We start from the raw sequence: 13466 nt of genomic DNA, 5'->3' as shown, positions 1-13466 counted from the left end.
GCCTGTGCCGTATTTGACTGAAACGGCTACTGTTTCCGAAGGCGCTTCACCTGAACAGGCTGATCTGGTGCCGTTTGTACGGTCACGAAGAAGGTACCGCCGGGTAAGTCAGCTACCGATAGCTGGGTGGCGTAAACTGTACCATCCCGTTGCAGGGGCGCGGTTCGGATCAGGCTGCCCCGGCTGTCAATCAGTTGGAGTGTGGGTGGCTGTTTCAGGACGGTTGGGGTTGAAAACGTTACGGTCACCTGATTGGTGGCTGGGTTTGGATACACCGTCAGGGAGCCGCTTTCGGCATCGGGTTCCGTTGCCAGAATCGCCAGGTACACTTCGTTGGAAATGCTTTCGCCACATCCATTGACATTACCCCGAACGGAATAACGTCCTGTCTGCACAACTACGTAGGTTTGAGCGGTTGCCCCCGGAATAGGAACCCCATCTAGGAACCACTGATTGCCCACCGTAGCGTTAGATACCAGTGTGAAGCCATCGACCGTAATGGTGGGCGTCTGGGGTGTACGTACCGACACCGCTACGGCTGTGGACGTAACAGGCAAACAACTGCCGGCTACCTGTACAGCATAGCTGCCCGACGTAGTGGCTCGCAGCGTGCTGCCGGTAGCTCCCGATATGGCCCGTCCTTCACGAAGCCACTGGTAGGACAGGCCTTCGCCGGTGTTGGCCTGAAGGGTTACGTTGGCTCCCTGACAGATGGTTGTTGAACCGTTGGCCGTGATTGACGCGGTTGTCAACGCACCCTGGCCGACGGCTACGGCTACGCGCTGAGGTGCCGGGCAATCAAGCGAGCGAACCCGCAGGTTATAGAAATAGTACCAGGCGCTCTTGAGCGTATCGATGCCCGTGCCGGTATTGAACAACGCGCCTTTTATGGTCACGATTGGGGTACCGTTGCTGGTAGTCAGGCGGTACGGAAACCCATTGACGCCCACGTTGCTACGGAAAATGGATGCACCCGCTTCGTAGTCAACCGTAATTTTATACTCTCCAGCCGACGGAATCCGTAGGTTGAGCGGGTACTCAGCACCTGGGTCGTCGGGATCATCGACCAACTGCCCGTTGGAGGTGGCCGTCAAACTTTGGTTGCGCGTAGGCACCACGTCCAGCGTAACGCTCGACACCACCGTTTCGTCATAGCGACGGACCGTAAACGTCAGGCGGCCGGCCGATCCGATGTACAGGCGGGCACTTTCAAGCAGGAGCGGTACCTGCGTCGAGAGGAGAGGAGCCGGGCCAAAGTTGCCGGCGTACGAACCACCCCCGAACGCCTTTTTGTCGACCGGGCCAATTGTTCCGCCAAAGTCGTTCAGCACGGCATAAAACTGCCCGCTGGCCGGTAGCTGCCGAATCCCGACCCGATTGCCGGCCCCGAGTAAATTACTGCCTGTAGCGGCATCGTACCAGAAAGCCGTACCTCCGCCGGTGTTGCTGAGCACGAAGGCCGTGTCGCTGCCGCAGCGGGTTACCGTAAACTGACCGTTGCTGGGAGCTGCTGCGGTAGTCCGGATGTCAGTGAACGTATTATTGGTGTTGTTCTGGTCGGGACTAAGGCTGGTTGTAACCGTAAACCGGTACGTCTGCCCGGCAACCAGGGGAGTGGTGGCCGGAACTCTCAGGGTCAGGACGCTCTCACGAAAGGCGGCCACCGATCCAACCGTACCCGTCAGGCTGGTCACTTCGGTATTCTGGGCGTTGGTGATGCGAACCGTAACGGGAACATTCCGCTGTTCGGCCGTTCCAAAATTCCGGATTCGCACGGCAACTGATACGTCAGAGTTTGTCTGGCCGCAAAAACTGGCTTCGGGCGAAACCAGCGCCACAGCGCCTACGTCGTTGGCGGTTTGTACTACCCGCAACAGATACTCCTGAATCTGCCCGCTGGCCACTGAACCGCAGGCGCTTACGGCACCCGGGTTGTCGGTATCGGCAGATACTAAACGAAGCCGGATAAACTGCCCGGTTTGCACCGACGATGGAACGGTTACTGCACTCGTGAACGGAGCCGAACCGTTCAGGACCCCCGATGTTGCCAGAGTTTCGTCGGCGTCGTCAAAATCGCCGTCCAGATTCCAGTCGGCAAAAGCTTTTACAACAACGTTTCGGGCTTGACCGCAAGTACCGAGCGTCAGAGAAAGGGGTAGTTGCTGACCGGCCTGAACACTGGCTATGGTTTGCAGAAAATCACCGTAAGTTGTGCAGTTTTCCGGCCCTCGCTGATCTACGTTGCTGAATTGAACCCGGTCAATCCGGCTACCGGTCGCGTTGGGGGCGACTGCGCAATAGGCTTTGCCGCCGATGCCGCTAACGAGCAGCGCAAGGTCCTGTTTGCCGCCCTGCAACGTACCTTTGTGACCAATGGTAAGGGTATAACTTTTTCCTGGCGTTGGATTGTCGATGATAATCTGCTCTACGTTATCGCGGATATTGTCGCCACGGGTCGCGGCCTGGTTTGGCTGCTCAGGATTCAGTATCCAGGGCAGAATGGGCTGTTTGCCATCGCTGACGCGGATGTCGAGATCGTTGACCAGTTTAATTGTCCGGTCGTTCAATGTGGCAGAAGCGACCGTCCCGGCCGGGTCGGTCCAGCAGATCGTTACAACCAGCGGTCCACGGCCCGAAGCCACCACCGGCAACGTATACGTCTCGCCCTGATTCAGCGTCCGTTCATCAATCAGGTGGCTGGCATCCGTGTTCAGAATGACCCGACCCGCTTTTTCGTCGTTGAGCAGGCCCCAGCCGTTGCGGTAATCCGGGCCGGGGGCATCACCGGCTTCGTCGGCCGTGTGGATAGCCAGTGCTTTCAGGGTAGACGAGCGCATGAACCGACCGTTGTTCCGCTGCGAAAACAGCTCCTGAAGCAGAAACAGCGACCCTGCTACGTTCGGCGACGACATGGACGTACCGCTCAGGGTTGTGTAGGCCGAATTGCCATTGGCGCTCGTCGACAGTACGCTTACCCCAACGCCGACAATATCCGGCTTGATCCGGCCGTCGTCGGTTGGGCCCCAACTGCTGAACGATGAAATAGCCACATCCGACGGCTGATTGTATCCAAACGACAGCGTGCTGATGGCTCCGACGGTCAGGATATTTTTAGCACAGCCATACGTACTGATCTGGTCGTAACCGTCCTGGTCTTTTCGCGGATTGTAGCTGATCGTCCGTCGGCTGACGAGGTAATGCGGCTGGCCCGAAACGGGGCCATTGCTGCCGTGGCTGTTGCCGGCCGACTTGACAATCAGGTAGTAGGGGGCATTTTGAGCGATCTGATCCCAGCTTCGGGCGTCTTCGTTGTAGAAGCCAAATTTGTAATCGTCCGTAGCGCTGATAGCCGTGTCGCCCCACCATTCCCACTGAGCCGCTCCCAACCGGCTTGAGTTGAAAATCCAGCCGGCTTGAGCGCCATACGAATGGTTTGAGACCAGCAGGTTAGGGGCGGCCGCTACCATCTCAGCATCGTCGTTGTTGAAGTCATACGCCCTGAGATCGGCCCCGAAAGCCATACCTTTCACCTGCGTATTTTTACCGGCGGCTATCAGGATACCGGCCACGTGGGTGGCGTGAACGTCGCTGCTGCTGGCATTATCGGCCTGCGCTACGCGGCTGCCTGATTCACTGTCGTTGAACTCAACGTGCGTATCCAGCACCTTACCGCCGTCCCAGATGCCCAGTTTGCCGGCGAGGGTTTTGCCCGATAAAGCGACGCCTAACGTACCACCTTCGTACAGGGCTGATGTCCGGGTGCTCTGGCCCGCCCGGGTTGTGCTGTGCGTAGCGTCGTAGAGGAGTTCGCCGTGGGGACTGACGCCCCTCAGTTTCAGCGTGGTACCATCGGGGCGACGTTCTTCGATCAGGCGGTTTCGTTGCCGGGCCAGTTCAACTGCCCGCTGGTAGTTTGCGTTCCGATACCGTTGAATTGTTTGTTGAAGCGTGTTTATCTGCGCTTTTTCACGGGCGCTGTACTGCGGCAGGGGCTGCGCGTTGAGTGCAGCCGGAAGCCCTAGAAGCAGACCAATGAATAAGGGTACACATCGTTGCATAATACAGAGGGCAGGTTGGATTCTAACCCGACAACGAATGTACGAAATGAGCCAGATAAATAGCTGATTGGGCGATAAAAGTCAGGCAATTAGCGACGGGTCTGGTCAGTTAGACGACCGTTGCTAAAAAAGCAGTAACTCTGGCGTTTGAGTAGGGTTCAATTCCGGTTTTTTTGAATAATTTTTGGGGTACCTCCACCAAACTATGCGGTAAACTGCGTTATTTCGCATATAGTCATAGTTACCAGATCGAATGGTAGGCATTATCATGGGTAGCCTCTCCGACCGCAGCGTCATGCAGGAGGCCGCCGACATCCTGACCGAGCTGGGCGTAGCCTGGGAAATGGATATAGTTTCTGCGCATCGCACGCCCGAAAAAATGGTCGATTACGGCAAGTCAGCTCGCGACCGGGGCCTCAAAGTTATCATCGCCGGGGCGGGTGGGGCGGCTCATCTGCCGGGTATGGTGGCGTCCCTGACAATCCTGCCCGTGATCGGTGTACCGGTCAAATCAAGCAACTCCATCGATGGCTGGGATTCGGTGCTGTCTATTCTGCAAATGCCGGCCGGTGTACCCGTCGCTACGGTTGCGTTGAATGGGGCACGTAATGCCGGTATTCTGGCCGCTCAGATCGTTGGCACGTCTGACGAAGCCGTGGCCCGGAAACTACTGCAATACAAGGAAGAGCTTAAAGATAAAGTAGCGGAGATGAGTCGTCAGCTAACTGCTACCCCTAACCTATAAACTACATGGAAGCCGAAAAACGAACTTCTGACTCACGTTCAACCGGAACATCAACGCTGCCCGCTATTACGCTGGTTGTGCTGGTTGGCCTGATTGCGGCTTTGCTGTACATTGGCTATGAGTACATTGCCGATGATACAAACGGCTCCGAAGAGCTAACCAACGTAGCGCTCGATACCACGCAGCAGCCCCTGGCTATGCAGAATGAGCAGGAAATGCTGATGGCACCCGAAGAAGTCGATACGTCGTCGCAGCCGGTTCCGGTCGATCTGTCGCAAGCCGAACCACCCGCCGAAGCGCCGGTAGCCACAGCCGAAGACATCGCCGAAGCCAACCGTGAAACCACCACCGCAAAGGCGGCTGCAACGGTGAAGCCCGACGAAAAGCCCAAGGCCGAAAAAACCGAGGAGCGACCGAAAGAAGAGAAACCAAAAGCGGAGAAACCCGCCGAGAAGAAAGAGGAGCCGGTTGCCGAGAAGCCGAAGATCAAACCCGGTGGTGTCGCTACGTCGCACACGGTTGGTGCCGGCGAAACTTTTTACGGGGTAGCCAGTCGATACAATATGAAAGTCAGCACGCTGAAAGAACTGAATCCGAACGTATCGGAAACGGATGTGAAAGCAGGCGTGACGAGGCTCAAGGTTAAGGCAATGGCTGTTCATACCGTTGGGCCTGGCGACGTACTGCGGGTAGTGGCGCAGAAGTACGGGGTCAGCAAGGAAGCCCTGATGCGGGCCAACGGCAAAACCAAGGACTTCGCAGCCCGGGGCGAAAAGCTGATCATTCCCTACCCCGACAAGCAATAATCGCCCGGGCTATTTCTTCTCAAAAACAAATCCGCCGGTGAGCCGAAAATCATTGTTTTTCCGGCCCGGTACGACTACGCTCTCGTAGGCATTGGCCACGGTAGAACGCAGGCTCAGTAGCGCCGACAGCTTTACCTGAACGCTCAGCGTAGCATTCCAGCGGATGTTGCGCCGGCCCAGAGCGGGCTGATAAAACGCCGTGTGGGTAACTGTCCAGCGGTCTCCGCCAAAGGTATATTCCCCAAATAGTCGGGCCGAATTCCGGAAAATGTTGATGTCGTTCAACTCCGCAAAGTCGGTACGTTCCTGCAAAATAACGTTCGTGATGGACAGGTAAGCCCGTTTGCGGTTAATCAGCTTGTAGCCAACCCCGGCCGCGGCCGTCCACCGTTTCAGAATCCGGCGCAGGTTACTCCGCTCAAACGACCCGAACGCCAGGTAGTAGAGCCGGTCTTCGTACCGGAACGTAGACCGCAGGTCGCCGAGCCATTCGCGTTCGGCCAGGATTCCGTTCTGCTTGCCAAACACAAACGAGGGCGTAGTCGACAGCTTAATCTGGCGGCTGAGTTCGTAGTCGATGGCGCTGCTGAGTTGCAGCAGGGTACGTGTTACGTTCCCGGCCGTAACGGTACCGTCGGCGGTCAGGCGGTACCGAAAAATAGGCGTCACCGGCGCAACTGCGGGATTGGTAAGCGAATCGGTGGCTGTGCTGTCGGGGGTAGGGGTAGAGGGACGCAATGGGTCCGGCTGTTCAACAATCTGAGCCGAAGCGACATGCACAAAGCACCAGAGACAAAGTAAAAACGAAAGAACCTTCATAACGTACTGCTAACGGATACTGGCTGGCAAATAGGGGAAAAATGCCGTAAGTTGCCACCCGCATAGTAAGCAGACATACTAACCACTCAGGATCATGCCTATTCGCTGGGGTATTTTAGGGGCCGGTCGGATTGCCCATAAGTTTGTGCAGGATTTGCTGACGCTGCCGGGAATAACGACGGGCGAAGTGGAGCTGTATGCCGTTGCATCGACTTCGGCAGAACGAGCCGCTGAATTTGCCGCGCAGTACGCCATTCCGCATCAGTTCAGTACGTACGATGGCCTGCTGAGTCTGCCCGACCTGGACGTTGTGTACATTGCCACTCCGCACGTGCAGCACCACGAAAACGCGCTGATGTGCCTTCATGGCGGCATTGCCGTGCTGGGCGAAAAACCGTTTGCGATGAATCTGGCGCAGGTACGTGATATGGTCGACACGGCGCGTTCCCGAAAGGTATTCCTGATGGAAGCCCTGTGGAGCCGTTTTATGCCGGGCATCGTGTCGGCACTGGAACTGATTGAATCGGGTGCTATCGGCAAGGTCACGTCCGTGAAGGCCGACTTTGGGTTCAAAGCACCGTTCCTGCCCGAACGACGGCTGTTTAACAAGGCGCTGGGTGGTGGCGCCCTGCTGGATATCGGCATCTACCCACTGTTTCTGGCGTACCTTGTTTTGGGAAAACCCGCTACGTTGAAAGCATCGGCAACGTTTGGAACAACCGGCGTTGATGAGCAGTGTGGCATGGTGTTGACATACCCGGAGGGGCAACTTGCCCTGCTGGATAGCACCCTGATTGCCCAAACCGAAACGGCGGCCGTGATCTACGGCGATAACGGATATATTAAACTGCACAGCCGTTTTCAGGATACGCGAAGCGTGACTGTCAAAAGCGGAGAGGAAGAGCCCCGCACGCTGACCTTCGACCGCAATACATTCGGCTACGCCTACGAAGCACAGCACGTTGTTGACTGCCTGCGCGACGGCCTGACGGAAAGTCCAGTCTGGTCGCTCGAAGATAGCCTGAACCTGATGGAACTGCTCGATGCCGCCCGCGCTGAGGCCGGTATTACGTACGAGTACCAATAGAAATAGCAGCCGGGGTTATCGTTTGGCGAGGACAATCCCTACTTTTGTGGCTTTTAACCATACGGGCCCCGCCCGTTCCCGGATGATGACTGACCGCTATGCCCAGCGCGGAGTTTCGTCGCAGAAAGAAGACGTTCACCGTGCCATTGCCCAACTCGATAAAGGCCTTTTCCCCAAAGCCTTCTGCAAGATTGTTCCCGATACGCTGGCGGGTGATCCTGATTTCTGCACGATCATGCACGCCGATGGAGCCGGTACCAAATCGTCGCTGGCTTACCTATACTGGCGCGAAACGGGCGATCTGTCGGTCTGGCGGGGCATTGCGCAGGATGCGGTTGTGATGAATACCGATGACCTGATCTGCGTAGGCGCTACCGGCCCGATGCTGCTCTCGTCGACCATCGGACGAAACAAGGGGCTCGTTCCTGGCGAAGTTATCGGCGAAATTATCGCTGGAACGGAAGACGTACTGGCCATGCTCCGGGAACACGGTATTGCTATCTACAGCACGGGTGGCGAAACCGCCGATGTCGGTGATCTGGTGCGGACGGTGATTGTCGACAGCACCGTGATTGCCCGGATGCGTCGCGATCAGGTCATCAGCAACGACCGGATTCAGGCCGGCGATGTGGTGGTTGGACTGGCGTCGTTCGGGCAGGCGACCTACGAAACCAGATACAACGGCGGGATGGGCAGCAACGGCCTTACCTCGGCCCGCCACGACGTACTGGCGCATTACCTGGCCGAGAAATATGCCGAGAGCTTCGATCCGGCTGTCGACCGTTCTCTGATCTACAGTGGGTCAAAACAGCTGACTGATCCGGTGGAGGGTACCGGCCTGAACGTAGGTCAACTGGTGCTGTCGCCCACGCGGACGTATGCGCCCGTTGCCAAAGTGCTGCTGGATGAGCTTCGGCCACACATTCATGGGATGGTACATTGCTCGGGCGGGGCGCAAACAAAAGTGCTGCACTTCATCGACGACCTGCACGTGATCAAGAACAATCTGTTTCCGGTACCGCCCCTGTTCCGGCTTATTCAGCAGGAGAGCGGAACAAGCTGGCAGGAAATGTACAAAGTCTTCAACATGGGACACCGGCTGGAAATTTACCTGCCCGAAGCGTATGCTCAGCGTGTCATTGAGATTGCCGGCTCATTCTCTATTGAAGCGCAGGTAATTGGCCACGTCGAAGCCTACGAAGGGAAGCGGGTAACTATAGAAAGTGAAATGGGCACATTTTCATTTTGATTTAATGAAGGGCCTTTCATGAAACCGTAGCTTGCGGGCGAAATAGAAAACGCCCCACCGATGAAAAAGCTGTACCTCTTCATTGCATTCGTTACAAGTACCTTTTGCTTGTCAAAAGCGCAGACAACCTACTTCCAGCAAAACTTTTCTGCTGGAGGCAATACCAGCGATTACGTTAGTACGTCGCCCAACACGGGTCAGTTTAACGGATTAGCAGGACTGAGCGCTACCATTACAAATAACGCTGTGCAGTTTACCCGGCCAACGGACAGCGGAACCGGGCATATGTCCCGATCAACCAATTTCGCCGGGCCACCTACTTCGTTGCATGTCCAGTTTAGTTTCGAAGTGATTTCGAACGACTTAACCGCAACTGGTACCAGCGCTGTCATTTTCTACGTTGGGAGCGCCTTTAATTCGGGGCCTCAGAATCCTAGTAACGCCGAAACGTATGCCCGCATAGGCTTTAATTTTTCAAGCACCACATCAGGACAGTTTCAGGTACGGACGATACCCGCCGGGGGTGGGGGCACCAATAGCGCTTCTTTCTCGGGTCGGCAGACCATTACGTTTGCCATGAACAATACAGGAAGCAATAATGTCAAGTATGTTTCGCCCACGGGGGCAATGGAATCCCTAGCCGACGATACGTATGATGTTTGGGTTGGCACTACAAAAGTTTTTAATGACCAGCCTGTTATAACACCTACCCAAAACATCAATAATTTCAAATTCAGAATCAACAACGGTATTGGTGTTGTGCAGATCGGTACCCTGCTTATGCGCGACATCTCCGGAACGCTCCCTGTCGAACTCGTCTCGTTTACGGCTAAGCCGGCCGGAAAACACGTGCAACTGGCCTGGTCTACAACCTCCGAGCGTGATGCCGCTCGGTTCGTTGTTGAACGTAGCAGTGATCTGAAGGAATATACAACGGTCGGGGAGGTCGCTGCCAAAGGAACCACCGACCAGCGGCAGTATTACGGGCTAACCGATGAATCGCCCCTCACCGGAAACAATTACTACCGGCTCAGGCAAGTTGATACCGACGGGTCTATGCAGTACAGTAAGATTGTAGCGGCCGTCATGGATGATGAAACGCCTTCTTTTGAGCTGAGGGGTAATCCGGTCGATCGTAACGCGATTCAACTGGTATCGCGAAATCTGACAAACGCTATATATCATCTCACCACCCTGACCGGGCAGGAACTGGCCGTTCGGGCAGAGCCGCAGGCCGATCAATCGTTGTTGTTGACGCCTGCACAAGGATTAGCGCCCGGTGTTTATCTGCTTCGTGCCCAGCAGGGCGCTACCCGGCTGGTTCGAAAGGTCGTAGTGCGATAACGCGATTACAAAATTGACAGCCCCGGTTTGCAACACAACTTGCAAACCGGGGCTGTTGACGTTTGGGCCTAAGCTAGCTTCAATTTACTACTGCGCTTTACCCTAACTCCCTGAAGAGGCTTAGCTCCGCCATTTCAAATGCTTGGCTCAGCAGCGCCAAGTCCCTTCAGGGATTTGGGGTGAGGATACAGCTATGCTAAAGTAACACTAAGCTAGCGCCGGCTCGATTTCTTCTTCGGCCGGGGCTTTTACCTCCACCCGGGGAGGCAGCAGCTTGTACAACACCGGCGTTACGATCCGGGAAAGGATTGTGCTCGAAATCAGTCCGCCAATCAACACCCACGCTAATGGGGAATACAGTGGATTGCCTTCAACAGCCAGCGGAATCAGGCCGCCAATGGCCGTAAGAGACGTCAGGACAATGGGAACGAATCGGACCTCTCCAGCTTCTTTGATCGCATCAACCAGCGGCATACCCTGTTCGCGAAGCTGGTTTGTAAAATCAACCAGCAGGATGGAGTTTTTGACTTCAATACCGATGAGTGCAATCAGGCCGATAACCGCTACGAACGAGAAGGGATTACCCGTCAGGAGCAGGGCAACAATGGCTCCGATGATACCCAGCGGAATAACCGACAAGACAATCAGCGTACTCTTAATCGTACCAAACTCCAGAATCAGCACCGCCAGGAAGCCGAACACCGTAATCATGATGATGGTCCCCAACCCCCCGAACGACTGCTCCCGGCTTTCCAGTTCACCGGCCGCTTTGTAGCGGAAACCAGCCGGAAACTTCATGGCGTCGAGTTGCTTCAGAACGTCGTTGTACACGTTATCGACCAGGTAGCCGGTTTTGACAAAGCCCGTCACGCTGACGTACCGGTCTTTGTCGTAGTGCCGGATCAGGCTGGTGCCGGTTTCAAACTGGATGTCGGCAACCTGTCGTAGGGGTACGGCCCCGCCCGTTACGGTATTGACGTACAGGTTATTCAGTACAGACTGATCCGATACGCGGCCCTTAGGCAACGTTACGTTGATCGCGTAATCGTCGTCTTCAGCGTCGTTCTTGAACGTACCAACGTTCAGCCCAGCCACGGCCAGCCGGATAGTGCGGTTAACATCGGCAATCGATAAACCCAGTAGCCCGGCCTTTTCTTTGTTGATCTTGATGCGCAGATCGGTTTTTCGGTTCGCGAGCGGGTTATTGACGTAGATCAGGCCGGGTGTCTGCTTCAGTACCGTTTCAACTCGGGCGGCCACTGTCCGGAGCGTATCGAGGTTTTCGCCGAAAATCCGGATGGCAATCGGGGCCTCCTGAGCCGGCCCCTGTTCAAAGTCTTTCACCTCAATTCTGGCGTTGGGGTAATATCTGAACCGCTCCCGGTATTTGTCGATCAGGGCGCGTTTCTCAACGGGGGACATATCTGCCAGCTGCACAAAAAACTGCGAGAAATTGGCCGATTCGCTTCGTTGGATGATGTTGTAGTAGATACGCGGGTTTCCTTTGCCAACGTTGGTGGTGAAGTGCCTGATGGCTGGTTCGCGCTTCAGTTCGCCTTCGACGTAGCGCGCAACGCGGTTGGTTTCCTGCAGGCTGCTACCTTCGGGTGTTTCGATGTTGATCAGAAACTGCGGTTTTTCGGAAGCCGGGAAGAGGCCAAAGCCAACCTGCGGCACCAGCGACAGCGCACCTGCGAAGATAGCACCGGCTACCAGCAGAGCAACGACCGGCCGTTGCAGGGCGGTATTGAGCAGGCGGCTATACGACCCACTGATGAGCCGCTTCAGGGCACGCATGAAAATATTGCCCTGGGGGTTGTGCTCTTCTTTCAGCAGCCGCGACGACAGGAACGGCACGATGGTGAGCGATACGACAAGCGAGGCCAGTACGGTGAGTACGACGCCCATCGGCAGCGAACGAATGAAATCGCCGGAGCCCTCGGGCAGGAACAGCAGCGGCAAAAAAGCCAGAACGAGTGCTGTAGTACAGCCAATGACGGCCAGGGTGATTTGCCGGGTGGCTTTGATGGCGGCTTCGCGTTTTGAATACCCTTCGCGCAGGTATCGCTCAATATTTTCGACCACTACAATGGAGTCGTCGACCAGAATTCCCAGCGCGACAATCAGGCCCACGATACTTAACTGATTGATGCTGAAACCGGCGAAGTTGAGGAGGGTAAGACCAATGGCCAGCGACAGCGGAATGGAAATCATGACGACCACAGCCGCCCGGAAACCCAGCGGCAGCAAGGTCAGCGATACCAGCAGGATGGCGATCCCGAAGTCCTTGGCAAACCGCGACAGCCGCTTACCAACGCTGGCGGCCTGGTCGAAGTTTTTAACGAGTTTGATGTGGGGCGGCAGTTTTTTGGCGAAGTCGTCAATAATTGGGTTTATCTGCTGACCAACCTTATCGATGTTCTCGCCCATTTTCTGCCCGGCCGTAATCAGTACCGACCGGTGACCGTCGAGCCGGGTGATGTGCGTTTCATCTTCGAGGTTGAAATCCACGTCGGCAATGTCGCGGAGGTAGACAATTTTCTGACCGTTGGTCGAAACGATGGTGTTACGGATTTCATCGAGCGATTGGTAGTCGCCGGAGGTTTTGACGTTAAATTTTCGACTGCCCGCCTGGATGCTGCCACCGGGAATATTCAGGTTTTCGGCTTGCAGTGCACCGATGACGCGATTGGTCGGGATGCCTTCCTGCGCCATTTTCTCGATGTTCAGCGACACCCGCACAATGCCCGCCGGATAGCCCCAGTCTTTTACGTTCTTGAGACTGGTCACTTTCTCCAGCCGTTCCTTCAGCGATTCGGCGTAGTTGCCGAGTTCCTTATCCGACGCCACTTCCGATTGCAAAGCAACCTGAACGATGTTCACATCCGAGGGCGAAAACTTCCGGATTTCGATGTTGAAGATGTCCTGCGGTAGTTCATTCCGAAGGGCGTTGACCTCCCGGACCACTTCCTGATACTTCTCGTCCGGGTCCTGGCTGTATTCGTATTCAACCTGGAGCACCGCCACGCCGTCGTTGATGTCGGTAATGAGGTGTTTAACGTTGTCGAGCTCGTTAAAGCGTTTTTCGGCCGGGTCAACGACCAGTTCTTCCATATCCAGCGCGTCGGTGCCGGGATAAACAAAAACGACAGCAAACTGAGGAGCCGTAAATTCAGGGTCTTCGCCCCGGGGCATATTCAGCAGCGAGTTGATGCCCAGCGCAGCGACGCCGATAAACAGCACCAGCATAAACTGCCAGTTTTTAACGGAAAATTCGGAGAGGTTCATGGCTGTAAGGGATAGCCACCGATCACACAAATCAGTACCGTTGGCTTACTAAAATTTACTGACTTAGTAA

At 55.7% G+C, this 13466-nt stretch carries 8 protein-coding genes; 5 read left to right on the top strand and 3 right to left on the bottom strand.

Annotated features, from left to right (window positions below; genetic code table 11):
* Positions 1 to 26: 26 nt before the first annotated feature.
* Positions 27 to 4058 carry a S8 family serine peptidase gene (locus DYU11_RS03760; RefSeq protein ID WP_119666283.1) on the bottom strand — a complete coding sequence of 1344 codons (4032 nt, stop codon included), beginning with the start codon at positions 4056 to 4058 and terminating at the stop codon, positions 27 to 29.
* A 253-nt stretch (positions 4059 to 4311) separates the two neighbouring features.
* Here DYU11_RS03760 and purE point away from each other — a divergent pair, with 253 nt between their 5' ends.
* Together purE and DYU11_RS03750 are read left to right on the top strand one after the other, a co-directional pair.
* Positions 4312 to 4803, top strand: coding sequence for a 5-(carboxyamino)imidazole ribonucleotide mutase (gene purE / locus DYU11_RS03755; RefSeq protein ID WP_119666282.1), 492 nt, complete (start codon positions 4312 to 4314; stop codon positions 4801 to 4803).
* A gap of 5 nt (positions 4804 to 4808) precedes the next feature.
* A complete protein-coding gene (locus DYU11_RS03750) occupies positions 4809 to 5609 on the top strand; it encodes a LysM peptidoglycan-binding domain-containing protein (protein WP_119666281.1) in 801 nt (266 codons plus the stop codon).
* A gap of 9 nt (positions 5610 to 5618) precedes the next feature.
* Here DYU11_RS03750 and DYU11_RS03745 read toward each other — a convergent pair whose 3' ends face one another.
* Positions 5619 to 6428: a DUF481 domain-containing protein gene (locus DYU11_RS03745; protein ID WP_119666280.1), complete on the bottom strand. Its 810-nt coding sequence runs from the start codon at positions 6426 to 6428 to the stop codon at positions 5619 to 5621.
* Between the two features lie 94 nt (positions 6429 to 6522).
* On the opposite strand from DYU11_RS03745, the gene DYU11_RS03740 reads away from it, so the two are divergent.
* The 3 genes from DYU11_RS03740 (at position 6523) to DYU11_RS03730 (ending at position 10108) form a co-directional block, all read left to right on the top strand.
* A complete protein-coding gene (locus DYU11_RS03740; protein ID WP_119666279.1) occupies positions 6523 to 7515 on the top strand; it encodes a Gfo/Idh/MocA family protein in 993 nt (330 codons plus the stop codon).
* A gap of 85 nt (positions 7516 to 7600) precedes the next feature.
* Complete coding sequence (locus tag DYU11_RS03735; RefSeq protein ID WP_119666703.1) at positions 7601 to 8764, top strand: AIR synthase related protein; 1164 nt, start codon at positions 7601 to 7603, stop codon at positions 8762 to 8764.
* Positions 8765 to 8824: 60 nt separating this feature from the next.
* Positions 8825 to 10108 (top strand): hypothetical protein, encoded by a 1284-nt coding sequence (locus DYU11_RS03730; protein ID WP_119666278.1) that lies wholly within the window; start codon positions 8825 to 8827, stop codon positions 10106 to 10108.
* Between the two features lie 207 nt (positions 10109 to 10315).
* Here the strand turns inward: DYU11_RS03730 and DYU11_RS03725 are convergent, their stop codons facing one another.
* On the bottom strand, positions 10316 to 13396 hold the full coding sequence (locus tag DYU11_RS03725; RefSeq protein WP_119666277.1) for an efflux RND transporter permease subunit: 3081 nt from the start codon (positions 13394 to 13396) through the stop codon (positions 10316 to 10318).
* Positions 13397 to 13466 lie beyond the last annotated feature (70 nt).

Origin of the sequence: Fibrisoma montanum, assembly GCF_003583365.1 — a bacterium.
GTDB classification, from domain to species: Bacteria; Bacteroidota; Bacteroidia; order Cytophagales; family Spirosomataceae; genus Fibrisoma; species Fibrisoma montanum.
Note: the sequence above shows the minus strand (reverse complement) of the source record. Positions and strands in the feature narration are given on the sequence as shown.